Raw genomic sequence first — 23,357 nt, 5'->3', positions numbered from 1 at the left:
CCTTCCTTCGCGATCACGCTTCGGCAGCCGCAGAAGCGGCCGACTTCTTGCCGCTCTTTTCGAGAACGGCTTCGGTAATCGAGTTCGGAATACGCCGGGGCGTTTCGACAAGGCCGAGGATCGGCATGATGACGAGGAAGAAACCGAAGTAATAAAGCGTGCCGAGCTGCGAATAGCCGACATAGTTGCCCTTCAGGTCGCCACCGAAAATCAAACCGATCAGACCGCTGCCTTCAGCAGGGCGCGAGCCCAGCCAGCCAAGTAAGATCGCGTTGACCACGAACAGCCAGAAGAACATCTTGTACCACGGCCGATAGACGGCAGAACGAACACGCGACGTATCGAGCCAAGGCAGGAAGAACAGCACGACGATCGCACCGAACATCACGAGAACGCCACCCAATTTGGAATCGATGATCCAGATGTTGAAGGTGATAGCGCGCAGCATGGCGTAGAACGGCAGGAAGTACCATTCAGGCACGATATGTGCCGGTGTCTTCAACGGATCTGCCATGATGTAGTTGTCAGGGTGACCGAGGAAGTTTGGCATGTAGAACACGAACCAAGCATAACCGATCAGGAACACAGAGACGCCAAGCGCGTCCTTCAACGTCGCATAAGGCGTGAACGGAACCGTATCGGTCTTGCTTTTCACTTCAACACCGGTCGGGTTTGTCTGACCGGTCACGTGCAAAGCCCAGATGTGCAGGATCACGACGCCCGCGATCATGAAGGGCAGCAGGTAGTGCAGCGCAAAGAAGCGGTTCAGCGTCGGCTGATCCACGGCAAAACCACCAAGCAGGAACTGCTGAATCCACTCGCCCACGGCCGGGAAAGCCGTGAAGAAGCCGGTGATAACGGTGGCGCCCCAGAAGGACATCTGACCCCATGGCAGAACATAGCCCATAAAGCCCGTTGCCATCATCAGCAAAAAGATGACACAGCCGAGAATCCAGAGAATCTCGCGCGGCGCCTTGTAGGAGCCGTAGTAGAGACCACGGGCGATGTGAAGATAAACGGCGATGAAGAAGAAGGATGCGCCGTTTGCATGCATGTAACGCAACAGCCAACCGTGGTTGACGTCGCGCATGATCTTTTCAACGGAATTGAAGGCAACCGTCGTTTCCGCAGCATAGTGCATGGCAAGCACGACACCCGTCAGGATCTGCACCAGCAGCATGACGGACAGCATAGCACCGAACGTGTAGGCGTAGTTCAGGTTACGCGGGACCGGATAGGCAACGAAGCTGTCATAGATCATGCGCGGCAAAGGAAGCCGCGAATCGATCCACCTCTCGATGCCGGTGGACGGCTGATAACTGGAATGACCACTCATGAATATCTGTCCCCTTATCCGATCTTGAGTACGGTATCGGATGTGAATGCAAATGTCGGAATCGCAAGGTTCTGCGGCGCCGGGCCTTTGCGTATTCGGCCCGCCGTATCGTAGTGCGAGCCATGGCAGGGACAGAACCATCCGCCGAAATCGCCGGCCTGGCCGAGCGGAATGCACCCAAGATGCGTGCAGGAGCCGATCATAACGATCCAGTTTTCCTTGCCCTCTCCGGCGGAACGGTCGATGTCGGTTGCCTGCGCGTCAGCGGCGATATTGGCATTACGGGCCACAGGGTCCTTGAGATCGGCAAGAGCCACGGCCTTGGCTTCTTCGATTTCCTTTTCCGTGCGGTTGCGGATGAAGACGGGCTTACCACGCCACTTCACCGTCAAAGACATGCCCGGCTCGACGGCTGCCACATCCACCTCGATAGAGGCGAGCGCCAGCGTCGATGCGTCAGGACGCATCTGGTCGATAAATGGCCATGCGACGGCAGCGGCACCAACAGCCCCCGCCATTCCGGTTACAAGATATAGAAAATCGCGACGGGTCGGTTCACCCGATGCGTCATGATTGGTTACGTGCTCGCTCACCGCTACACCATCCTCTGCGCTGTTTTTGCCGTAGATCGCATGAGTCCTCCCGCTATGATTTGATCCAAGACAAACTCCATCCCTCGTCTCGGGTCATGTGCGCGGCAGATAGAATCCGCGTCATTGTGTTTGATCGCAAAATATTGACGGACTTGGCAAGAGCAAAGCACACAAAGCTGCCGTAATTCTGTCCCTAGGGCCTCATTTGCTTCGCGATTTCCGCTGCGTTCGACAGCCATGCAACATTGTGCGCGGTTCTACGGCATGTTAGGAGACGGGGCGGGAGAGCTTGGAAAGCAGGAATTCGTATGAAGGCGAAGCTCGCTTGCATGGCTTCCTCGGCGATATTGGGCGCGCTTTTTATAATAAGCCTGCGTTATATCACCGATTTTTGGCTACTCGCCTTCGTCAACAGCTTCCAGCTTCACATCGCTGTTGTCTGCATCCTGCTGTCTTTGCTGGTTTTTTGGGCGGCGCGTAACGCCATATCCGTCATTCTCGTGGTCTGGTCGCTGGTGCTTGGCGGCCACGCACTTGCCATGATGCTGGAATTCTCCACGCCCGCCTCCCCTCCGGCAAACTCAAAGCCCTTTCGCTTGCTGTCATTCAACGTGTTGATGGAAAACGCCGCCAATGCAGATGCCATCGCCGACACCATTCTCGCGTCAAACGCGGATGCGGTCTACCTCTTCGAGGCTGGCGCGTTGGAATCTGCCCTGCCGAGACTGTCCCTGACCTACCCCTACAGGCTGGGATGTTACCAGGGCACGCCGACCTGCGACCTGTTGATCCTGTCGAAGCGGCCACTGAATGAAGGGCACTTCCACAGCCTGAGCGATCTGCGCCGCGACCGTTTTGCGATCGCCCAGATCGATTTCGAAGGGACCGAACTGACGCTTGCCGCAGGCCATATCACCAAACCCTATTTCGACGACTATCACCGTGACGAACTGGATGAAGTGAGCGAACTAATCTTCAAGGTCACAGGACCGCTCATTCTGGCGGGTGACTTCAATTCGTCAAGCATTGCACCGGATATGCGCGCTTTTCTGGCCTCAAACGATCTGAAAAAAGCGTTTTGGGAACCGGCAACATGGCCGATCGAGGCCGGTCGCTTCGGCATTGCCATCGATCACATTTTCGCCCGCGAACCGGCAACGCTGATGAAAACCACCCGACTGGCAGACAATCTCGGCTCCAACCACTACGGTCTTGTTGCCGATTTCATGATCGGACAATAACAACAGCAGTTTATTGCGCGGCCTCATCTGCGGCCAGGAAACCGCCGGACTGCCGTGCCCAAAGCTCGGAATAAAGTCCACCGGACGCGACGAGTTCGGAATGTGTTCCCTGCTCAACGATGCGACCGCGATCCATCACGATCAACCGGTCAAGGGCAGCAATAGTGGACAGACGATGCGCAATTGCCAGCACCGTTTTCCCCTGCATCAGTTCGTCCAGATTGCTCTGGATCGCAGCTTCCACCTCGGAATCAAGTGCGGAGGTGGCTTCGTCGAGCACAAGAATGGGAGCGTCTTTCAGCATGACCCGTGCGATGGCGATGCGCTGGCGCTGGCCGCCAGACAATTTCACACCGCGCTCGCCGACATGGGCATCCAGACCCTTGCGACCGCGTTGATCTTCCAGCCTTGCAATAAAATCATCCGCCTTGGCTCGCCGCACGGCTTCCAGCAACTGTGCCTCCGTCGCATCCTGCCGACCGAACATGATGTTGTCGCGGATCGAACGGTGCAGCAGCGAGGTGTCTTGCGTCACCATGCCAATATGGGCGCGCAGCGATTCCTGCGTGACCTTTGAAATGTCCTGGCCGTCAATCATAATACGGCCGCTCTCCACGTCGTAGAAACGCAAGAGCAAATTGACCAGCGTGGATTTTCCGGCGCCTGAACGGCCAACGATACCGACCTTCTCGCCCGCAGCAATGTCGAGATTGAGATTGTCGATGACGCCGCCGCTGCGGCCGTAATGAAAACTGACATTATCAAAACGGATCGCAGGCTTGCGAACGGCAAGAACAGTGGCGTCAGGCACATCGACAAGATCGATCGGCTGCGAGATCAGCTCTGCAGCGTTCTGCACCGTACCGAAATTGCGCATGATGCCGTTGAACTGGGTCATCAATCGCCCGAGCAGGAAGTTCAGTCTCAACACCAGTGCCAGCGTGAAGGCGACGGCACCGGAACTGATCTTGCCGGTCAGCCAGAGATGCATGCAGAGCGCGGCCATGGACGTGATCATCACTCCTGACAGCAGCGCCATCGAAGCCCGCACGCCAGTGATGAAACGCGTGAAGGTCATGGTGGTGGTCTGGAAGATATCGAAACCCTGCCGCATGTAACGGTCATTGGCATCATCACGTCCGAACAGCCTGAGCGTCTGAATATTGCTGTAAGCATCGACCATGCGGCCAGACAGCATGGACGCGGCTTCCGCGGTCTCCTTTGAGTGGTAGCGGATACGCGGCACGAAATAGCGTGCCAGCATCGAAAAGATCACCACCCAGACGAGCACGACCACCGCCAGCCGCCAGTCCAGTCCGCCAATCAGAAAGAGCATCGAGACGGAGTAGATGCCGACAAACCAGACGCTTTCCATCAGCGACGTGACGAGGTCACCTGCCGCCTGGCCTCCAGACCAGACCTTTGTGACGATCCGTCCGGAAAAGTCGTTCTGGAAGAAGCTCAGCGATTGTCGCGCGACATGCATATAGGATTGCCAACGCACCAGGTTGTAGAAACCCGGCGTAATGATCTGCTGATCAACCAGAGCCGTGATCATCGTCACGATAAAACGTACGACAGCAATCAGGACAAGCATGCCGAACAACTCTGTTCCATGCGTGGCCAGCAATCCTGACCATCCCTCGCCCGGTTTCACCGTCGCCAGAATATCGACAAGCCGTCCAACGAACCAGAACAGCGCCGCTTCAATGGCCGCAGTCATGCCGCCAAGAACCAGCATGGCAAAGAAGGGCGCCTTCGCCTGCGAGACATAGAACCAGATGAAGGAGAATGTGCTTTCCGGCGGCCTCAGATCGTCCTTACGGGCGAAAGGCTTTATCCAGTTCTCGAAGAACTCGAAGATGCGCGTCATGACCATGTTTCGGATATAGGCGGATTCTGCTTGAGGGAACAGCCGCACAGGCGACCCCGGCGGATTATATTTCGGTAATATTTGCAGATATGAAAAAGGGCGGGAAATGCTTCCCGCCCTTTGATTTTTCTTATTCAGCCGCCACATCGGCCTCGTGATCGGCAATGAAGCCACCGGACTGGCGCCGCCATAGATCGGCATAGATACCGCCCATTGCCACCAGCTCGGCATGACTTCCAGCCTCGACGATCCGGCCTTTATCTAGGATGATGAGCCGGTCCATTTCAGTCAATGTCGACAGCCGGTGGGCAATCGCAATCACCGTCTTGCCTTCCATCAGGGCAAATAGGTTTTCCTGAATTGCCGCTTCGACTTCACTGTCCAATGCCGAGGTCGCCTCATCGAGAACAAGGATTGGTGCGTTCTTCAAGAACACCCGGGCAATCGCAATACGCTGGCGCTGTCCGCCCGAAAGCTTCACGCCACGCTCACCCACCTGCGCGTCGAGGCCATGGCGACCCTGCATGTCCACCAGACTCTCGATGAAGTCCCAGGCATTGGCACGTTTCGCCGCTGCAATGATCTCCTCATCCGTCGCCTCTGGATGACCATAGGCGATGTTGTCTCGGATGGAGCGATGCAGCAGCGACGTATCCTGCGTGACCACACCGATCAGTGAACGCAGGCTGTCCTGCGACACTGTGGAGATATCCTGCCCGTCGATGGTGATCCTGCCCGCCTCCAGATCGTAGAAACGCAACAACAGGTTCATCAGTGTCGTCTTGCCGGCACCGGAGCGACCGACCAGACCAACCTTCTCGCCAGGCCTGATATCGAGCGTCAACCCATCGATCACGCCCTTGTTCTTGCCGTAGTGGAAGCGAACGTTGTCATAATGGATGGCGCCCTTCGGCGCTGCCAGTTGCGGAGCCTGCGGCGCATCGACGATATCGTGCGGCTTCGTCATCATCGACATACCGTCGTAAACGGTGCCGATGTTTTCGAACAGTGACGTCACTTCCCACATGATCCACTGCGACATGCCGTTGACACGCATGGCAAGGCTGACCGCAATGGCGACAGAACCCGCCGTTACCGAACCCTGCATCCAGAAATACAGACCCAGTGTCGCCGTGGAAAACAGCACGACCGCATTGTTCAGGTCGATCAGGATGTTGAAGCCGGAAATCTTGCGCATCTGGCGATGGACGGTTCCAAGGAACACGTTCATCCCTTCACGCGCATATCTTTCCTCACGACCCGCGTGCGAGAACAGCTTGATCGTCGAAATGTTCGTGTAGCTGTCGACGATACGGCCGGTCATCATTGAGCGAGCGTCCGCCTGTTCCTGCGCCAGGCGCCCAAGCTTCGGCACAAAATAGGCAAGAATGCACATATAGATGCCAAGCCAGGCCAGAAGCGGAATGACAAGCCGCCAGTCCGCCGCCGCAACCATGAACAGCATCGAAACAACGAAGCTGATCGCGTAGACGAACACGTCGATTACTTTCAACGCGACTTCACGGATCGCCAGCGCCGTCTGCATCACCTTGGTCGAAACACGACCCGCGAACTCGTTGGCGAAAAACGTCATCGAGTGGCGAAGCAGGAAACGATGCATCTTCCAGCGTGCGATCATGCCGAAGTTACCGGCAAGCGTCTGGTGCATCGTCATGGTGTGGATAGCTCCCATGAGCGGCAGCAGGAACAGTACCAGACCGGCCATGGCAATCAGATGCCATCCTTCATCGGCAAAGAACGTCTCGCGATTGGCCGTAGAAAGCCAGTCGACGATGTTGCCGAGGAACTTGTAGAGCATCGCTTCCGCAACCGCGATGCCCATCGACATCAGGCCGAGCAGAAGAAGCCACGGCCAGGCGGGCTTCACGTAATGCCAAAGGAACGGCAACAGCGTCTTCGGCGGCACGGTGGGCGTCGAAGCGGGAAAAGGATCAAGGCGTTTTTCAAACCAGCCAAACATAGGCCAAGCTCCGGCAAACAATCGCCTCATCGTTGAAGTCGGTGAAACGCAATTATAGCGCCAACGACGAAGCGGGACAGTCTTGGAACGTGGCCGTGACAGCCACATGACGAATCAGGAAAAGGAAATTGCGGGTGGACCGCGAAGAAACACCTAAGCCAGCAGTGGCACGGCCATGGCTGGGAGGCGGTAGCGAATATTCATATGCATGGAAACCTCCCTTGGCTGGTGTTGAAGATGGCAGCTTTCTACCGCAAAAAACAGGGAAACGCCAGCCTATTGCCCGAAAAAAGTGCAAACGCATGATACTGCAGCCGTCCCTATGCCTTCCGTTACACCCAGGCCGTGTGTTAGTGCCTTGGGAAATAATGGAAAGACCAGAGAATGTCAGAGATCCGTATCGCTCTTTATCAGCCTGACATAGCGGGCAATACCGGAACCATCCTGCGCCTTGCCGCGTGCCTCGGCATCGGCGTCGACATCATCGAACCGGCAGGTTTCGACATTTCCGACCGCAATCTCAAGCGTGCAGGACTGGACTATATTGCTACGGCAGCCCTCACCCGCCATGTCACCTGGGAACGTTTCGAAGAATGGCGGGCTGAAAGCGGTCGACGGCTTGTCCTCGCGTCCACAAAGGCCGCTTTGCCCTACGCGAAAATCGCCTATCGACCCGATGATATTCTGCTCTTCGGACGAGAAAGTGCCGGCGTTCCCGACCATGTCCATGAAAAAGCCGACGAGCGTGCTATCATCCCGATGGTAGAAGGTCAGCGCTCGATCAACGTCGCCATGTCTGCGGCAATGATCACTGGCGAGGCCATGCGTCAGACCGCCTGGGCCTGACAAACAGATTCCGGCATGACCGTTTTTCCTGAAAAACTGTCGCAACCCGACCTGTTTTTCAGACATTTACGGCGCTATACTCCTTAGCCGGACAATAAAATTCGCCTTCGCCAACAGAACAATGGCGGATGCGAGGAGACGTTGAATGCAGTCCACAATTGTCATCATCAACCTTCTCGGCGCAGTTGCGCTGCTGCTTTTCGGCCTGGCTCAGGTCAAGGATGGCGTTACGCGCGCCTTTGGCATGAAGCTGAGAAGCGTGCTGTCGACTGGTACCCAGAACGGACCACGCTCGTTTTTTTCGGGATTTCTGGCGACCGTCGCATTGCAAAGCTCTACGGCAACCGCATTGACCGTCGCGTCCTTCGCCGAGCGCGACCTTATTCGCCCGCGCATGGCGCAGATTGTGCTCCTGGGCGCCAATGTTGGAACAGCCGTGACGGCGTGGATTGTCTCCGCAGGCGTCGAATGGCTTTCGCCTTTGCTGATTCTGACCGGCATCATCCTCAAAAAAGGCAGTTCAAACGCTCGTCAGGGCGGAGGCACGGCAGTCATTGGCATCGGCCTGATGCTTCTGTCACTTCATCTGTTAAGTGGCGCGACTGAGCCGATGCGCGCCTCACCAGCACTCGCCGTCTTTATCAGCCTTCTCGATGGCGCATGGCCTGTGGCACTGATCTTTTCTGCAGTCCTGGCGTTCGCGTCCTCCTCCAGCCTTGCGGTTGTCGTCCTGATTCTTTCGCTTGCAGCGACGGGAACCCTATCGACCGGCCTCATTATCGTCCTCATCCTCGGCGCAAATCTCGGCGGCGCCATACCTCCGGTCATTGCCACCCTCTCCGCCCCGGCCTCGGCAAGGCGCATCACCATCGGCAATCTTGTCGTGCGCACCATCGGCTGCATTGTCGCCCTGCCCTTGGCGTCCTATGGCGCAACGTTGTTGCAGACGTTGCCGCTGTCGCCAGCGAAACTGCCTGTTGATGCTCACCTGATTTTCAACGTCATGCTGGCTGCATTGGCATGGCCCTTTTCCAGCGTCATTTCCGACCTGATGGCCAAAATGGTGCCGGATGACGCGAGAAACGATGACGGTCCAAGCTTCCTTGACGAACAGGCACTGGAAACGCCGGTCGTGGCGCTCGCGAATGCAACACGTGAAGTTCTCGGCGTTGGAGATACCATCGAACGCATGCTCATCCGTGCGGAAAATGCGTTCAAACACAATGATCTGGACCCGCTCAAGGAAATTTCAGCTCTGGAAAAACGGGTCGACACCCTACAGCAAGCGGTGAAAGTCTATCTTTCCAAGCTTGGGCGAAAGGGATTGGACGCCGATGATGCACGTCGATCGATCGCCATCATCGACTATGCGATCAATCTCGAACATATCGGCGACATCATCGAAAAAGGCCTGTGCGAGCAGATCCGCAAGAAAGTTCTGAACGGCTTTAAATTCTCTGAAGACGGCTATGGAGAATTGAAAACCCTGTTCGACATGACAATCGAGAACCTTCGTTCAGCGCAGAGCATTCTGGTCACAGGTGACTTTGATCTTGCGCGCCGCCTGATGGAAAGCAAGGTGGATATCCGTCATCTCGAAAAGCGGTCCTCTGCCCGCCATCTTGAGCGGCTGCGCGACGGTCTGGCGGAGAGCATGCAGACCAGTTCACTCCATCTCGATATGCTGCGCGACCTGAAGCGGATCAACGCCCATATCGTTTCGGTTGCCCATCCCATTCTGGATGAAAGTGGTGTTCTGATCGAAAGCCGCCTGCGTCACGCCGAGCCGCACGCCTGATGTCAATCGGCGGAAGGCAGTCGTCTCATGGTGAACTCGATGCGATCACCTTCCAGCTGCCGCCAGCTTTCGACTTCTGTCCAGTAAGCCGCTTTCGGGAACGCTTCAAACCATTCTCGCGCCTTGGCACGGGCCTCTTCGCGTCCGAGACAGAAGGTCTGACGAACGAACATCCCGTTCTTCGCCGTATCGAGACTTTCGCTTGCCTTCTCCTTGCGGTGGTTGGCAATCCTGCGCTTCAGCCCATCGAGGGGCGGTCCGGTAAATTTCGTCATGACATTCACCTGTGGCACCTTCACTCATCAAGATAGTGCAAGCAAAGTGACTTTACGAGTCGAGGTTTGCTTAGCCGGTCCGGCAAGAGCATTGAGTGCCCTCTTCGGTGTGCAAAGGAAGCACCGACATAATCTGCGTATCCGCGTTGCAGAAATCGATTCCGATTTCCGCACCTATGCTGTAGACGCAGCTTGTTTGAATAACCGACCACCATGACAGGAGAGTGGACATGGAACGGCCATCTTTGCCGAAGGGCTTGCCCGAAGACATCGAGGAAAAGAAGGCCGCTGCCCAGGCATGGTTCCAACACCTGCGCGACACCATCATCACATCTTTTGAGACGCTGGAAGACGATCTGTCCGGCCCGCTATCCGATCAGGAACCGGGACGTTTCGTCCAGAAGCAGTGGTTGCGCGACAATGGCGCCGGCGGTGGCGGCATCATGTCGATGATGAACGGCCGCGTCTTCGAGAAAGTCGGCGTTCACACCTCAACCGTCTACGGGGAATTTTCTCCCGAGTTCCGCAAGCAGATACCGGGCGCAGAGGAAGATCCACGCTTCTGGGCCTCCGGCATTTCCTTGATCGCTCATCCCGTCAATCCAAACGTTCCAGCCGTTCACATGAACACCCGGATGGTCGTGACCTCCAGCCATTGGTTTGGCGGCGGCGCCGACCTGACCCCTGTTCTGAACCGTAGACGCACCCAGGACGACGCGGACAGCCAACTTTTCCACCGCGCCTTCGAGATCACCTGCAACCGTCACGCGGTCGCCGATTATCCGCGCTACAAGACCTGGTGCGACGAGTACTTCTTCTTGCCTCATCGCAATGAAGCGCGCGGCATTGGCGGCATATTTTTCGACTGGCTGCACCCGGATGAAGACAAAGGCGACTGGAACGCCAATTTCGCTTTCGTGCAGGACGTCGGCCGCGCCTTCAATCTGGTTTATCCGAAAATCGTTCGCGCCAACTTCAACCAACCGTGGACGGAAACGGACCGTGATGAGCAGTTGATTCGCCGTGGGCGCTACGTCGAATTCAACCTTCTCTACGACCGCGGCACGATTTTCGGCCTCAAGACCGGTGGCAATGTGGAATCGATTCTTTCGTCTCTCCCGCCTGTCGTGCGCTGGCCGTAAAAAGCTCACGAAATTTTGACGCTTGTCAGCCCTGCGACGAAAAAAACCGTAAATTAGGACTTATGGAAATATAAAGGCAGTGTTAGTCTCCTCCTCGCAGACGTACTGGAGGAGCTATCGTCATGATTACTTCGAACAGCATGCCTATGTCCTCTTCCCGCAAGGAAGAGCAAAATTCCATTGAAACTCCGGAACTGATCGAACGCCTAGCCGCAGAAATGCGCGCCAGCGGCGACCGTGAGCTGCCGATTTCGTTCTATGTTGATCAGGTGAAACGCACCCTCGCCAGAGAGCGCGTGACAAACCAGGTCGCCAACGACGAGCCGGCTCTCGCGAAGGTTCCGGCCGCCAGCACATCATCCGTGTTCCAGTGCTGGGCAATGCCTGAATAAAGCCGGCTCTCGGCGGGAACCCGGAACCGAACCGGGAAAAGTTCGTTTCAGTCATACCATGCCGCACAGAAAACAGAGGTTTTACTGACGGGATGGTTACGCAGGCAAGTGGAGCGTTTCCAACGAGATGCTCCACAGGGACAACGAAGCTCCTGGCAGTGCACGCGTTGTCCCTGGTCATTACAGGGAGGTACGACCATGCGGTTGTTTGAATGCGGAACGCTTGTTCCCGGCTGTGGCTGGCACACGCGCGCAGAAGACGATGCGGAAGTGGTTCGTCGCACGGTAGAGCACATGAAAACGGCTCATGGCGAAACAGTGATCCGCGAAAACATGATCGAAAACATCAAGGCGCGCATTCGCAACGAAGCAAACGCGGCTTGATTTTGGCGCAGTCGTAAACGACCTCAGCCAAAACACGTCAACACTGTCCAGTCGTGCCGCCATCCGAAGATCGCGGCACGATTTGTTTTTAACGTCAATTCTCGACCATATCTTTCAGCCGAGCGGTAAGCGCCGACCGGTCGAGAGAAAAATTGACCTCGATCCATTTGTCCTCGAGGCTTTTCAGCACTTCTCCGACTTTGGGACCCGCAGCAATGCCCGCTGCCATCACGTCCGCACCGCTCAATGGAAAATTCGGCTTCTGGAATTTTTCTGCACGCGCAAGCAGCGTCGAGAGACGCGCGACCTTCTGCATAGCGCTCTCACCTGCGGACAGATCGGCACGAGCTGACGCGAGCGCCAGCTTGAGCCGAGCTTTCACGCCATCGACACCTTGACGGTAAAGCAGACGGTCAAGGGCCGTCTCCTTCATATCGGGATCGGCTGCAGGCGCACTGGCCCAATGATTGAGGAATGCGGCTTCGGCTTTTGAGAGCCGCAAACGACTGGCGAGCGCAGCCAGCCTTTCAACATCCGGCGGTACAATGGCGGCAAGCCGCAGCAATGGAATAGGCGTCCAGTTGAGCGCTTGTTCCGTAGCCACAAGGCCATGAATGGCATCGATGCCCCATTTTTCCGTTTCCGGCAGCACTTCCGCCAACACACCGGACTGGCGCATCCACAAAAGCGCCCGAGACGGATCGGTCGCCGACAGCAGCTTCTTGATTTCACTCCAGACCCGCTCTGCGGAGAGCGTCTGCAGCTTGTCCTTGGCGCGCGCGCTGGCTCTGAGCCCATCGGCATCGGGACGGCCCGACCCGTAATGCGCAAAGAAGCGGAAAAAGCGCAGGATGCGCAGATAGTCCTCAGCGATCCGCGTCGCCGCATCGCCAATAAACCGAACTGTTCCCGTCTCGATATCAGCAAGACCGCCGATCAGATCGATCACCGCTCCGCTGTGGTCGGCATAAAGGGCGTTGATCGTCAGATCACGTCGTTCTGCATCAGCCTGCCAATCGGTGCCAAACGCAACCTGCGCATGGCGGCCATTGGTTTCGACATCGCGGCGCAATGTGGTGATTTCGAAGCCTTCACCGTCGATCACAAGCGTGACTGTACCATGCTCGATACCGGTCGGAACCGCCTTGATACCCGCAGCCTTGGCACGAGCAACCACCACATCCGGCGTCAATGTCGTCGCCATATCGACGTCGCCAACCGGTAATCCCATCAAGGCGTTGCGCACAGCACCGCCGACAACACGCACCTCGCCTCCGTCCGCATTCAAAAGCGCAAAGATGCGCTCCAATGCCGGTCTCTGAAACCAGTCTCGCCCGGCGACGCTGCTCATGCATAAAACCTTTCGTAGATTGTTCGTACGATGCCCGCGGTAATGCCCCAAATATAACGTTCGCCATAGGGCATTTCATAGAAAAACCGCTCCTTCCCCTGAAACATCCGGCTTCCGCGCGCATGATTTTCCGGGTCCATCAAAAAGGACATCGGCACTTCAAAGACATCGTCCACCTCGTCCGGATTAAGCGTCAGGTGAAAACCCGGCTGTATGACGGCGAGCACCGGTTTGATGCGAAATCCCGTCCCGGTAATATAGTCTGGCAGACGTCCAACGGTTTCCACGTAAGATCGCGCCAGACCGATCTCCTCTTCGGCCTCACGCAACGCAGCATCTTCCGGCGTGCGGTCTTCGGCGTCGATACCGCCACCCGGAAATGAAATCTGGCCGGAGTGCTTGCGCAAGGTTGCCGTCCGCTGGGTAAAGATCACCCGCGCATCATCACCTTCATCGACCACGGGCACGAGAACGGCAGCATCCTTCAGCCGGATGCCGTTTCCCGAGAGAACGACACCCGGATTAAGCACATGGTCGCCAAGTTCCTGTTCGGCAACACCCTCACCGTCCCGCAGCACGCGCCGACGGAAATCGTTTGCCGAAAAGTCCAACATCTTCAAAGTCATTGCGAAAGTGCTTCCAGTTCATCTGCCGGCATCACGGCAAAAACGCTTTTGCCCGAACGGACCGCAAACATGGCGCGACCATCCATATCCACAATCTCGCCGCATGCGACCAGATCATACATTACCGCACGCGACACCAGTGCTTCGAGCCTTCCGCGCACCAGAATATACGGCTTCAGCTCGTTGTTTTCGCCAGCGATTTCAAATCGCAGCGGATGGTCCTCGCCGATCTCCACCACGTCGCCTACATTTGTGCGAAAAGTCAGGCGTGGCTCGCCCTCCTTTTCAGTCACAATCATCTCGACCGCTATGAAAGGTGCGTCGGCCACCTTGATGGCGACTTTTTCCACAGGTGTTACGAGATAGGTCTGACCGTCCTCATCCTTGCGCAAAACGGTCGAAAATAACCGCACCAACGGCGCTCGTCCGATCGGCGTTCCCATGTAAAACCATGTCCCGTCGGCACGGATTTCCATGTCGATATTCCCGCAAAACGGCGGGTTCCAGCGCTCGACCGGCGCCGGCCCACGCTTGGCGTCACCTGTCTGCTCCGCAGCGCGGGAAATCATGGCCGCCAGCCCCGCTGCATCGCCCGCCGAATGAATTGTTTCCAGTGCCATATTCGAGTCTCGCTTTGCCGATAAGGAAACATTAGGCTGTGTAAGTCACGAGATAGTCATTCTGATGGTGCTTGTCAGCGGGCAAGAGAGCAATAAGCTATATGCAGTGCGAAATCCGTGCCGGAGCGAAGGTTTTGAGGAGAACGACATGGGCGTGATGAATACCGGCGAAACCCTCGACGAAAAAGCCATCGTCGCTGCCGCCGAAAAGGCGTTGTCCGATATAGCTGCGATCCGAGCGGAGGTGTCCAAAGTCATCTTCGGTCAGGAAAAAGTGGTCCAGAATACGCTTCTTGCCATTCTTTCAGGCGGACACGCCCTGCTCGTCGGCGTTCCCGGCCTCGCCAAGACAAAACTCGTCACCACGCTCGGCACCGTTCTTGGCCTTGATGCGAACCGCATCCAGTTCACGCCTGACCTTATGCCATCCGATATTCTCGGCTCTGAAGTGATGGATCAGGACGAAAACGGCCGCCGCTCTTTCCGCTTCATCAAGGGGCCGGTCTTTGCCCAGCTTCTGATGGCCGACGAAATCAACCGTGCCAGCCCGCGCACGCAATCGGCGCTGCTGCAGTCCATGCAGGAATACCACATCACGGTTGCCGGCCAGCATTACGACCTGCCCAAGCCCTTCCACGTTCTTGCCACCCAGAACCCTCTGGAGCAGGAAGGTACCTATCCGCTGCCGGAAGCCCAGCTTGACCGCTTTCTGCTGCAGGTCGATGTCGACTATCCAGATCTTGCCGCAGAGCGCCAGATTCTTCTCGACACCACCGGTATGGCTTCCGGAGAAGCCCGCCGCATGATCGATGCGGAACGGCTGATGGATATTCAGACACTCATCCGTCAGATGCCTGTCAGTGACAAGGTTGTGGATGCCATTTTGTCGTTGGTTCGGTCCGCGCGGCCGGGGCATGGCAACAAATTGACCGACAAGAACGTTGCATGGGGACCGGGTCCGCGTGCCGGACAGTCTCTCATGCTGACGGCCCGTGCCCGGGCACTCTACGAAGGCAGGCTGGCGCCGTCGCTCGATGATATCTACGCGCTGGCTGAACCTGTGCTGGAGCATCGTATGGCACTGACATTCGCGGCCCGCGCAGAGGGCATGTCGGTCCGTGATGTGATCGCTGCACTGGTAGAGCAGGCAAGGGGCTAAAACGCCGGATTGTTAAAAAGGAGCGCATGTGGCGTCCATCGGCCAGATCGTAAAGCAGACACCCGGAGCCGAGGTATTGGCGCGCGCGCAGCAACGCGCAGCCCTTGTTCCCGATTGCATGGTGGAAGCGCGGCGTATCGCGAATACCGTCATCGCCGGCTGGCACGGACGCCGCAAACGCGGTGTCGGTGAGAACTTCTGGCAGTTCCGCCCCTACGCGGAAGGTGAAAGCCTGTCGCGGATCGACTGGCGGCGTTCGGCCCGCGACGATCATACCTATGTGCGCGAGCGGGAGTGGGAAGCGGCGCATACCATCTGGCTCTGGGCCGATATGTCACCGTCGATGATGTATAAATCGACGCTCGGCACTGTCTCCAAGGAAAGCCGCGCGCTGGTTCTGATGCTGGCGCTGGCGGAAATTCTCGCCAGATCGGGAGAGCGCATCGGGTGTCCTGGCATCATGGAGCCGGTTTCGGCCAGAAACGCAGCGGAGCGCCTCGCCACCGCCATCATGCACGCGCCGGTGACGAATGGTCTGCCGGAAACAGGCATGATCCGTGGCGCCAGCGATATCGTTCTGATCGGTGATTTTCTCGATGATGCGGCAAGCGTCATGGAACGCATCTCGCCGTTGGCACGCCGCAGCCTTCGTGGCCATGTCGTCGAAATCGCCGATCCTGCAGAGGAGATGTTCCCCTATTCCGGCCGTACAGAATTTACGGACCCGGAAACGGGAGAGAAACTCGTATCCGGCCGGGCCGAAACGATCCGTGAGGACTACACCCGAGCGTACCTAGCCCGCCGCGAAGCCTTGTCGTCATCGCTGCGTCGCCTGGGCTGGAACTTCGTCTTCCACCGCACCGACCATCTCGCCTCCGAAGCACTTGTCGCCGTCCATATGTATCTGTCCGGATCTCCGGCGGAAGGCGGTGGTCGTCGATGAGCTTTCTGCCGTTCGTTTTTTCCAGTCCCTACATCCTCTTCGGTCTTCTGGCGCTGCCAGCCATATGGTGGTTGTTGCGGCTCACTCCGCCACGTCCGAAGGCGGAAATCTTTCCGCCGCTGAAAATCCTCGCCACCGTGCTGAAGCGAGAAGAAACGCCCTCGAAAAGTCCGTGGTGGCTGACGCTGCTGCGCATGGCTTTGGCCGCAGCTGTTATTCTCGCACTGGCCGATCCCGTGATGAACCCGCGTAACAATACGCTGGCGGGCACTGGACCTCTGGTGATGGTCGTCGATAACAGTTGGGCGGCGGCGCCGGATTGGGATCGTCGTGTCGAAACCGCAAAAGCCTTGATTGGCGATGCGGAACGGGCCGAACGGCCGGTGTCGATCAGCTTCACCGCGGACGCAGACCATGATGCCGTCCCCTCAACGACGGCTGTTGCGCTGGAAAAACTTGCGGCAGCAAGGCCGAAACCTTTGGTACCGGATCGCACGCGGACAGCCGAGGCCGTGACCGAGGCGCTGAATGGCACGACGCCAGGCACACTTGTCTATATCGCCGACGGTGTGGCAACACCGCAGGACGAAACGGCACTTGCAACATTTGCTAGCCTGTCACCCGCCGAGTTTCGTTTCGTCGAAGGTGACGGCAATAACGTTACGGCCATTACTGCAGCAACCAACAATGCCGATGCAATGAGCGTGATCGTCTCGCGGCTCAAGGCCTCATCGCCGGAGCGTCTGGTTGTCAATGCACAGGACAGCCAGGGCCGTATTCTCGCAAACGGCATTGCAGATTTTGCCGCAGGAAATGCTGAGACAACGGCAACCGTAGAAGCGCCCTTCGAACTGCGCAACGACTTTGCGCGCCTGTCCCTTGAGGGCGTCTCGACCGCCGGTTCGGCTCATCTCCTGGATGACGGCTTCCGTCGCCGCCGTGTTGCGCTGCTTGCTGGAGAAACCGGCAACGACTTCCAACCGCTCCTGCAGCCACTCTATTATATCAGCCGCGCCCTCCAGCCCTATGCGGATTTGATCCCGCAAAGGCAAGCTGATCTCTCGCAGGCAATTCCGGAAATTCTGCAGTCAAATCCGTCCGTGATCGTTATGGCGGACATCGGTCGTTTACCGCAGGAAACCTACGAGCCGGTGCAGCGCTGGCTTGCAGGCGGCGGCACGCTGATCCGGTTCGCGGGACCGCGTCTTGCCGCTGCCCCGGCAGACGATCCTTTGGTTCCCGTTACGCTTCGTCAGGGTGAACGCGCGCTCGGCGGTGCACTTTCCTGGGCCGAGCCGCAGCCGCTGGCCGATTTCCCCAATTTCGGCGCCTTTGCAGGCATGCCGAAAGCCGACGGCATCCTTGTCAAACGGCAGGTTCTTGCAGAGCCGACGCCTGACCTTGCCGAACGCACATGGGCAAGCCTCGCCGACGGCACACCGCTCGTGACAACGCGCAATATCGAAGCCGGGCGCATTGTTCTGTTCCATGTCAGCGCTGAAGCAAGCTGGTCGGACCTGCCGATCTCCGGTCATTTCGTCGAGATGCTTCGCCGTATCGTCCAGCTATCACAGGCAGGCGGCGCATCGGCCTCCGCCAATGCGCCTGCAGCAGCTTTGCCGCCCTATCGCCTGCTGACGGCAGAGGGCGCATTGTCGGCGGAAATCGGCTCTGCCCGCCCGCTTGAAATCCGCGCTGGACAGCAACCGCGTACAGGTTTCGACAACCCACCTGGCCTTTATGGTACGGAGGACGGCTTCGTGGCGCTCAATCTTCTTCCCGCCGGAGCAACGCTTCGTCCAATGAACACGACCCCTGCGGGAGCATCGACGACTGAGGCACTGGTTGGAGAAACGGCAAAATCGCTACGCCCCGCCTTGTTCATCGCCGCCTTTCTCATGCTGGTGGCAGACAGCCTGATCGTGCTTTTCATGAACGGCGCTTTCGCGCGTTTCCCCAAGACACGTGGCTCAGCCGCCGCCGTCGTGCTTCTTGCCTTATCAGGCTTCGCTACCCTTTCGCCGCAACAGGCGCGTGCTGACGATCCCAAATCCGGTGACGAACAGATCTTCGAACGCCTGGACACGACACACCTTGCCTATGTCCGCACTGGCGAGGATGATGTGGATCGCATCTCGGAGCAGGGATTGCAGGGTCTGAGCGAGTTCCTGACCTGGCGCACGACGCTGGAACCCGGCCAACCGGTCGGCCTCGATATCTCAAAGGACGAATTGTCCTTCTATCCGATTATCTATTGGCCTGTGTCCGCGACCGCCCCCATGCCCTCCAGCGCCGCCATTTCACGGATCGACGCTTATATGCGGGCGGGCGGAACCGTCTTGTTTGATACGCGCGACCAGTTCTCGTCGCTCGACAATGGCAATTCGACGCCCAATGGTGAACGCCTGCAGGCCATTCTCGCCAATATCGATATTCCACCGCTGGAGCCGGTGCCGGAAGACCATGTTCTGACGCGCTCTTTCTACCTGCTCACCAATTTCCCGGGGCGCTACAATGGCTCACCGCTCTGGGTCGAATCCCGCCAGGGTGCTGCGAAGACAACCTCTGGCTTGTCTTCATCGGGCGATGGCGTGACGCCGATCATGATCACCGGCAATGATTTTGCCGGCGCATGGGCGATCGATCAGCAAGGTGCTCCCGTTCTGCCGACTGTACCACCGGACGAACTGCAGCGTGAACATGCCTTCCGTTCCGGCGTCAACATCATGATGTATATGCTGACCGGCAACTACAAGGCTGACCAGGTTCACGTTCCGGCCCTACTCGAACGACTGGGGCAATGAGATGAACCTGACCTTCGCCCCCTTCCTGCCTTGGATCGTAATTGCCGTTCTTGCTGTTGCCGCGCTGGCGCTCGCCGTTATCGGCCTGTGGCGTGGTGTTCGCGGTGCATGGCTGCGCGGGCTGGCGCTCGCCGCTCTTTTGCTTGCCATAGCCAATCCGCTTCTGACCAACGAAGAACGTGAGCCGCTCTCGACCATCGTTCCCGTCATCGTCGATCGTTCGCAAAGCCAGGACGTGCAGGACAGGCCACAGATGACGGATCAGGCTCTTGCGAGCCTGCGTGATCGCCTGTCGCGTTTTCCACGCATCGAACCCCGCATCGTCGAAGTGCGTGACGATGCCGAAAGTGATGCCCCGGCGACGCAGCTCTTCTCGGCGCTTTCTTCTGCCGTCTCGGACGTATCGCCGTCTCGCATCGGCGGCGCAATTTTCCTCAGCGACGGACAGATCCACGATATTCCGAATGCCTCGCCGAATGCGGAGCAGGCACTCGGCTTCCGCGCTCCGATACATGGTCTGATTACCGGTAAGGCCGATGAATTCGATCGCCGTATCGAAATCGTCCGCGCCCCCCGCTTCGGCATCGTCAACGAAGAACAGCAACTGACCTTCCGCGTCTTCGACGACGGCCGTTCGCAAGGCGGCGCCGCAGAGGTGACGGTGAAGATGAACGGTGAGGAAATCGCCACGCTGCAGGCCACGCCCGGTCAGCCGACGCCGTTCAGCTTCCGGGTACCGCGCGGCGGCAACAATGTCATGGAGTTCTCGGTCGCAGGCCTTCCCGGCGAGGTGACAACTGCCAACAACCGCGCCGTTCATCTGATCGAAGGCATTCGTCAGAACCTGCGTGTGCTGCTCGTTTCAGGAGAACCTCATGCAGGCGAACGGGCCTGGCGCAATCTTCTCAAATCCGACGCCTCCGTCGATCTCGTGCATTTCACCATTCTCCGCCCACCGGAGAAACAGGATGGTACGCCGATCAACGAACTGTCGCTGATCGCCTTCCCCACCCGCGAACTGTTCGTGGAAAAGATCGAGGACTTCGATCTCATCATCTTCGATCGCTACCAGCATCGTGGCGTGCTGCCGATCCTCTATTATGACTACATCGCCCAATACGTCGAAAAGGGTGGTGCCCTGCTGATCGCGGCGGGTCCGGAACATGCCGGGCAGGATTCGATCGCCATGACGCCGCTTGCTTCCGTACTGCCAGCCCAGCCGACTGGACAAGTGCATCAGTCTGCCTTCTATCCGCGCCTTTCAGAAGCCGGCAAGAAACACCCCGTCACCCGTGGTCTGGATGGTTCCGGTGAAGAGCCACCGCATTGGGGCCGCTGGTTCCGCACCATCAGCGTCGACCCGCCGCAGGGCCAGACCGTGATGCTCGGCGACGGACAAGATCCGCTTCTCGTCCTCAATCGTCAGGGTGAAGGCCGCGTCGCGATGCTGTTGTCAGACCAGGGTTGGCTCTGGGCGCGCGGTTTCGAAGGCGGTGGCCCGCACGTTGCACTGTACCGGCGCATCGCGCACTGGCTGATGAAGGAGCCGGAACTCGAGGAAGAGGCGCTGACAGCGCGCGCCAATGGCCGCACGCTGGAAATCACCCGTCAGACGATCGGTGACGATCCAGGTCAGGCCTCGGTCACCTTCCCGTCCGGCAAGACGGAAAACATGGCCTTCACCAGCACCGAACCCGGTCTTTACAAGATCGAGCGGCGGATGGACGAAACCGGCCTGTTCGAAATCAAGAACGGTGATTTTACCACCCTCGTCCATGTCGGTGCAGTCGACGCACCGGAGTTCAAGGCGATGATCTCCACCACCGAAACCCTGCGGCCGCTGGTGGATGCCACCAAGGGCAGCATTCATCGTGTCGCCGATAATTCAGGCCGCGTTGCACTGCCCGATATCCTGCCGGTGCGCGGGGATATCAGGGTCGCTGATGACGATCGCATGCTGATCCGCATGACCGATGAGACGGTCCTGAAGGGCGTGAATACGTTGCCACTCTTTGCAGGGTTTGCGGGCCTTGCCGCCCTTCTCCTTGCCTTCTCGGCACTCTGGTGGCGCGAAGGCCGGTAAAACCGGCTTTCGCAAACAACACATAGCTCCCAATTCGCAATTGCGCGAGACGCAAGGATGGTTCATTTCCTCTTCCGGGAAGACAATTCCACGGAAGGCCGAAAATGGATTTTATCTTGAGCGACGTCGCGGATGCGGAAGCCGAAAAGGCGATTCGTGACCCGCTGGTGGCATATAATGTCGCCCGTTTTGGCGAGAGTGATCGGCGTGAGCTCCTCATCACCATCCGCAACGATGACGGCACCGTAACTGGCGGCCTCGTTGGGTACACCGGTCGCGGCTGGCTTTATGTGCAGTTGCTGTTCGTGCCCGAAGATATGCGCGGACAGGGAACAGGTCCCAAACTTCTCGCCATGGCCGAGGAAGAGGCAAAAAAACGTGGTTGTATAGGTGCTTACATCGACACAATGAATCCCGACGCTCTCAGGCTCTACGAGCGCTCGGGTTTCACCAGGATCGGTGCGCTCTCACCGCTTTCCAGTGGCCAGTCGATTACCTGGCTTGAAAAGCGGTTCTAGGCGATCGCGCGTAGCGCAGCTTATGCGAGCGCTGTGCGTCGCGTTTCGGCATTGATCCTTGTTGCCGCGAGTGCTGCCAAGACCAGAAGCCCCGCAAAAATCGCCACAGCAAAACCGAAGCCCTGTGCAATGGCATAGCCAAGGATCGAAGGCGCCATAAGCCCGCCGAGACGCGCCATGGCTCCAGCCGCCCCCATGCCGGTGGCGCGGGATTCGGTCGGATAAAGCTCCGGCGTATAAGCGTAGAGTGCTCCCCACGTGCCAAGCAGGGCAAAACTCATGATGAGCAGTGAAGCACCGACCATCAGGCTGCTGGGTGCTACCGTAAACAACAGGCAGCCGAGTGCCGAAAGCAGGCAGAAGCCGATGAGAGTCGGCTTGCGTCCCCATTTTTCGACACCATAAGCGGCAAGCGCGTAACCGGGGATCTGCGCCAGAGCCACAAGCACGAGGAACCCATACCCGCGCACGAAACCGAAGCCATCGCCAGCAAGGCGTGCCGGCATCCATGTAAAGATGCCGTAATATGAGACGGAGACAAGAAACCAGATCGCCAGGATCATGATGCTGCGTTGCCTCAGCGCGGGCGAAAAGACACCTTGGCCCTTTACCGCCTCCGGTTGGACAAGACGCGTTCCAAAGTCCAGAAGCGGCTTGCCGTTTGCCTCGAGCATCCGGTTCACTACCTCTTTCGCCTCATCCAGGCGGCCGCTTCGCAACAGGTAAAGCGGTGATTCGGGAACCAGAAATCGCAAACCAAAACCCAGAATGGCCGGAACGGCCGTCACCACGAAAATGTAACGCCAGGCATCAAGGACGCCAGCCAGGCTCGCAGCCCACGCAGCCAGGGCAACGATTAGCGTGCCGATGGCCCAGAACCCTTCGAGCAGAACAAGCCAGCGGCCGCGATTTTTCGCTGGCAGGAACTCGGCCATCATCGCGTAATCCACCGGCAAGGTGCCGCCAACGGCAGCGCCGGTCAAAAAGCGTAGCACCAGCAGAATGGTGAAATCCGGCGAGAAGGCAGACAATAGACCGAACACGGCGTCACATGCCACCGTGACGATCAGAACCCGGCGACGACCGTAACGATCGGCCAGGCGCCCGAAAACGGCCGCGCCAATCAGCATGCCAAGAAAAAACGCTGTACCGGTCTGCAGCGCCTGCGGAACAGTCAAACCAAAAGTTGCTGCAATGGAGGCCGCAGTAAACCCGACCGCCAGAACCTGCATGGCATCCGCCGTCCAGACGAGGCCAAAGATGCCCATCAACCGCCGCTGATACGAACCTGCTCCTGCCCGCTCCAGCGCCTCATTCATTGTGATCGCCGTCATCCTGCTCCCCTCGCCGAAATCGACATCAGATTGCTAGGTTGCGGTTGGTGAACGGTCA

20 protein-coding genes are annotated in these 23,357 nt (G+C 58.0%); 11 read left to right on the top strand and 9 right to left on the bottom strand.

The window, feature by feature from the left end; translation table 11 throughout:
- Positions 1 to 13: 13 nt before the first annotated feature.
- Both ACIQT8_RS10855 and petA read right to left on the bottom strand, forming a co-directional pair.
- Positions 14 to 1,336: a cytochrome b N-terminal domain-containing protein gene (locus tag ACIQT8_RS10855; protein WP_138791098.1), complete on the bottom strand. Its 1,323-nt coding sequence runs from the start codon at positions 1,334 to 1,336 to the stop codon at positions 14 to 16.
- 14 nt (positions 1,337 to 1,350) lie between these two features.
- Positions 1,351 to 1,929, bottom strand: coding sequence for a ubiquinol-cytochrome c reductase iron-sulfur subunit (petA, locus tag ACIQT8_RS10850; RefSeq protein ID WP_138791099.1), 579 nt, complete (start codon positions 1,927 to 1,929; stop codon positions 1,351 to 1,353).
- Between the two features lie 308 nt (positions 1,930 to 2,237).
- Between petA and ACIQT8_RS10845 the strand changes: the two genes are divergently transcribed.
- A complete protein-coding gene (locus ACIQT8_RS10845) occupies positions 2,238 to 3,170 on the top strand; it encodes an endonuclease/exonuclease/phosphatase family protein (protein ID WP_400965033.1) in 933 nt (310 codons plus the stop codon).
- 10 nt (positions 3,171 to 3,180) lie between these two features.
- On the opposite strand, the gene ACIQT8_RS10840 is transcribed toward ACIQT8_RS10845, so the two are convergent.
- Together ACIQT8_RS10840 and ACIQT8_RS10835 are read right to left on the bottom strand one after the other, a co-directional pair.
- Entirely contained in the window at positions 3,181 to 5,049 is a 1,869-nt protein-coding gene (locus ACIQT8_RS10840; RefSeq protein WP_400965422.1) for an ABC transporter ATP-binding protein, read from the bottom strand.
- Between the two features lie 124 nt (positions 5,050 to 5,173).
- Entirely contained in the window at positions 5,174 to 7,024 is a 1,851-nt protein-coding gene (locus tag ACIQT8_RS10835; RefSeq protein ID WP_400965032.1) for an ABC transporter ATP-binding protein, read from the bottom strand.
- A gap of 384 nt (positions 7,025 to 7,408) precedes the next feature.
- On the opposite strand from ACIQT8_RS10835, the gene ACIQT8_RS10830 reads away from it, so the two are divergent.
- Positions 7,409 to 7,870: a tRNA (cytidine(34)-2'-O)-methyltransferase gene (locus ACIQT8_RS10830; RefSeq protein WP_400965031.1), complete on the top strand. Its 462-nt coding sequence runs from the start codon at positions 7,409 to 7,411 to the stop codon at positions 7,868 to 7,870.
- A gap of 145 nt (positions 7,871 to 8,015) precedes the next feature.
- Positions 8,016 to 9,668 (top strand): Na/Pi cotransporter family protein, encoded by a 1,653-nt coding sequence (locus ACIQT8_RS10825; RefSeq protein WP_138791103.1) that lies wholly within the window; start codon positions 8,016 to 8,018, stop codon positions 9,666 to 9,668.
- 2 nt (positions 9,669 to 9,670) lie between these two features.
- Here the strand turns inward: ACIQT8_RS10825 and ACIQT8_RS10820 are convergent, their stop codons facing one another.
- Positions 9,671 to 9,943 carry a hypothetical protein gene (locus tag ACIQT8_RS10820; RefSeq protein WP_138791104.1) on the bottom strand — a complete coding sequence of 91 codons (273 nt, stop codon included), beginning with the start codon at positions 9,941 to 9,943 and terminating at the stop codon, positions 9,671 to 9,673.
- A 230-nt stretch (positions 9,944 to 10,173) separates the two neighbouring features.
- Here ACIQT8_RS10820 and hemF point away from each other — a divergent pair, with 230 nt between their 5' ends.
- The 3 genes from hemF to ACIQT8_RS10805 all read left to right on the top strand — a co-directional run bounded on the left by hemF (position 10,174) and on the right by ACIQT8_RS10805 (position 11,861).
- Positions 10,174 to 11,085 carry an oxygen-dependent coproporphyrinogen oxidase gene (gene hemF, locus ACIQT8_RS10815; RefSeq protein WP_138791105.1) on the top strand — a complete coding sequence of 304 codons (912 nt, stop codon included), beginning with the start codon at positions 10,174 to 10,176 and terminating at the stop codon, positions 11,083 to 11,085.
- Positions 11,086 to 11,207: 122 nt separating this feature from the next.
- A complete protein-coding gene (locus ACIQT8_RS10810; protein ID WP_138791106.1) occupies positions 11,208 to 11,477 on the top strand; it encodes a hypothetical protein in 270 nt (89 codons plus the stop codon).
- 198 nt (positions 11,478 to 11,675) lie between these two features.
- Positions 11,676 to 11,861: a DUF1059 domain-containing protein gene (locus tag ACIQT8_RS10805; RefSeq protein ID WP_138791107.1), complete on the top strand. Its 186-nt coding sequence runs from the start codon at positions 11,676 to 11,678 to the stop codon at positions 11,859 to 11,861.
- A 94-nt stretch (positions 11,862 to 11,955) separates the two neighbouring features.
- Here the strand turns inward: ACIQT8_RS10805 and ACIQT8_RS10800 are convergent, their stop codons facing one another.
- Genes ACIQT8_RS10800 through ACIQT8_RS10790 form a run of 3 tightly spaced genes read right to left on the bottom strand, consistent with a single transcriptional unit; the run spans position 11,956 to position 14,458 of the window.
- On the bottom strand, positions 11,956 to 13,212 hold the full coding sequence (locus ACIQT8_RS10800; protein WP_400965030.1) for a CCA tRNA nucleotidyltransferase: 1,257 nt from the start codon (positions 13,210 to 13,212) through the stop codon (positions 11,956 to 11,958).
- Positions 13,209 to 13,838, bottom strand: coding sequence for a CoA pyrophosphatase (locus ACIQT8_RS10795; protein ID WP_262523109.1), 630 nt, complete (start codon positions 13,836 to 13,838; stop codon positions 13,209 to 13,211). Before ACIQT8_RS10795 ends, ACIQT8_RS10800 begins: the two co-directional genes overlap by 4 nt.
- The gene (locus tag ACIQT8_RS10790) at positions 13,835 to 14,458 is read right to left on the bottom strand and encodes a DUF1285 domain-containing protein (protein WP_400965029.1); all 624 of its coding nucleotides are present in this window, start codon (positions 14,456 to 14,458) and stop codon (positions 13,835 to 13,837) included. The genes ACIQT8_RS10795 and ACIQT8_RS10790 overlap by 4 nt, the downstream gene beginning before the upstream one ends.
- A 148-nt stretch (positions 14,459 to 14,606) precedes the next feature.
- On the opposite strand from ACIQT8_RS10790, the gene ACIQT8_RS10785 reads away from it, so the two are divergent.
- From ACIQT8_RS10785 to ACIQT8_RS10765, 5 genes are all read left to right on the top strand, one after another.
- Complete coding sequence (locus ACIQT8_RS10785; RefSeq protein WP_400965028.1) at positions 14,607 to 15,617, top strand: AAA family ATPase; 1,011 nt, start codon at positions 14,607 to 14,609, stop codon at positions 15,615 to 15,617.
- 28 nt (positions 15,618 to 15,645) lie between these two features.
- The gene (locus tag ACIQT8_RS10780) at positions 15,646 to 16,560 is read left to right on the top strand and encodes a DUF58 domain-containing protein (RefSeq protein ID WP_262523112.1); all 915 of its coding nucleotides are present in this window, start codon (positions 15,646 to 15,648) and stop codon (positions 16,558 to 16,560) included.
- Positions 16,557 to 19,364, top strand: a complete 2,808-nt coding sequence (locus ACIQT8_RS10775) for a DUF4159 domain-containing protein (protein WP_400965027.1) — start codon at positions 16,557 to 16,559, stop codon at positions 19,362 to 19,364. The genes ACIQT8_RS10780 and ACIQT8_RS10775 overlap by 4 nt, the downstream gene beginning before the upstream one ends.
- A 1-nt stretch (position 19,365) precedes the next feature.
- Positions 19,366 to 21,447: a hypothetical protein gene (locus tag ACIQT8_RS10770; protein WP_400965026.1), complete on the top strand. Its 2,082-nt coding sequence runs from the start codon at positions 19,366 to 19,368 to the stop codon at positions 21,445 to 21,447.
- Between the two features lie 104 nt (positions 21,448 to 21,551).
- Complete coding sequence (locus ACIQT8_RS10765) at positions 21,552 to 21,965, top strand: GNAT family N-acetyltransferase (RefSeq protein ID WP_400965025.1); 414 nt, start codon at positions 21,552 to 21,554, stop codon at positions 21,963 to 21,965.
- Between the two features lie 20 nt (positions 21,966 to 21,985).
- On the opposite strand, the gene ACIQT8_RS10760 is transcribed toward ACIQT8_RS10765, so the two are convergent.
- Positions 21,986 to 23,299, bottom strand: a complete 1,314-nt coding sequence (locus ACIQT8_RS10760) for an MFS transporter (RefSeq protein WP_400965024.1) — start codon at positions 23,297 to 23,299, stop codon at positions 21,986 to 21,988.
- Positions 23,300 to 23,357: the final 58 nt, after the last annotated feature.

Source organism: Agrobacterium sp. NPDC090273 (assembly GCF_044772305.1).
In the GTDB taxonomy this organism is placed as follows: Bacteria; Pseudomonadota; Alphaproteobacteria; order Rhizobiales; family Rhizobiaceae; genus Agrobacterium.
Note: the sequence above shows the minus strand (reverse complement) of the source record. Positions and strands in the feature narration are given on the sequence as shown.

What these genes read in the sequence shown, in the direction of transcription:
- ACIQT8_RS10805 (WP_138791107.1), top strand. Translation starts at nt 11,676, where the DNA reads ATGCGGTTGTTTGAATGCGGAACGCTTGTTCCCGGCTGTGGCTGGCAC.
- ACIQT8_RS10770 (WP_400965026.1), top strand. Translation starts at nt 19,366, where the DNA reads ATGAACCTGACCTTCGCCCCCTTCCTGCCTTGGATCGTAATTGCCGTT.
- ACIQT8_RS10840 (WP_400965422.1), bottom strand. Translation starts at nt 5,049, where the DNA reads ATGGTCATGACGCGCATCTTCGAGTTCTTCGAGAACTGGATAAAGCCT.
- ACIQT8_RS10795 (WP_262523109.1), bottom strand. Translation starts at nt 13,838, where the DNA reads ATGACTTTGAAGATGTTGGACTTTTCGGCAAACGATTTCCGTCGGCGC.
- ACIQT8_RS10845 (WP_400965033.1), top strand. Translation starts at nt 2,238, where the DNA reads ATGAAGGCGAAGCTCGCTTGCATGGCTTCCTCGGCGATATTGGGCGCG.
- ACIQT8_RS10760 (WP_400965024.1), bottom strand. Translation starts at nt 23,299, where the DNA reads ATGACGGCGATCACAATGAATGAGGCGCTGGAGCGGGCAGGAGCAGGT.
- ACIQT8_RS10825 (WP_138791103.1), top strand. Translation starts at nt 8,016, where the DNA reads ATGCAGTCCACAATTGTCATCATCAACCTTCTCGGCGCAGTTGCGCTG.
- ACIQT8_RS10800 (WP_400965030.1), bottom strand. Translation starts at nt 13,212, where the DNA reads ATGAGCAGCGTCGCCGGGCGAGACTGGTTTCAGAGACCGGCATTGGAG.
- ACIQT8_RS10785 (WP_400965028.1), top strand. Translation starts at nt 14,607, where the DNA reads ATGGGCGTGATGAATACCGGCGAAACCCTCGACGAAAAAGCCATCGTC.
- ACIQT8_RS10855 (WP_138791098.1), bottom strand. Translation starts at nt 1,336, where the DNA reads ATGAGTGGTCATTCCAGTTATCAGCCGTCCACCGGCATCGAGAGGTGG.
- ACIQT8_RS10790 (WP_400965029.1), bottom strand. Translation starts at nt 14,458, where the DNA reads ATGGCACTGGAAACAATTCATTCGGCGGGCGATGCAGCGGGGCTGGCG.
- ACIQT8_RS10820 (WP_138791104.1), bottom strand. Translation starts at nt 9,943, where the DNA reads ATGACGAAATTTACCGGACCGCCCCTCGATGGGCTGAAGCGCAGGATT.
- ACIQT8_RS10830 (WP_400965031.1), top strand. Translation starts at nt 7,409, where the DNA reads ATGTCAGAGATCCGTATCGCTCTTTATCAGCCTGACATAGCGGGCAAT.
- ACIQT8_RS10810 (WP_138791106.1), top strand. Translation starts at nt 11,208, where the DNA reads ATGATTACTTCGAACAGCATGCCTATGTCCTCTTCCCGCAAGGAAGAG.
- ACIQT8_RS10765 (WP_400965025.1), top strand. Translation starts at nt 21,552, where the DNA reads ATGGATTTTATCTTGAGCGACGTCGCGGATGCGGAAGCCGAAAAGGCG.
- ACIQT8_RS10835 (WP_400965032.1), bottom strand. Translation starts at nt 7,024, where the DNA reads ATGTTTGGCTGGTTTGAAAAACGCCTTGATCCTTTTCCCGCTTCGACG.
- ACIQT8_RS10775 (WP_400965027.1), top strand. Translation starts at nt 16,557, where the DNA reads ATGAGCTTTCTGCCGTTCGTTTTTTCCAGTCCCTACATCCTCTTCGGT.
- hemF (WP_138791105.1), top strand. Translation starts at nt 10,174, where the DNA reads ATGGAACGGCCATCTTTGCCGAAGGGCTTGCCCGAAGACATCGAGGAA.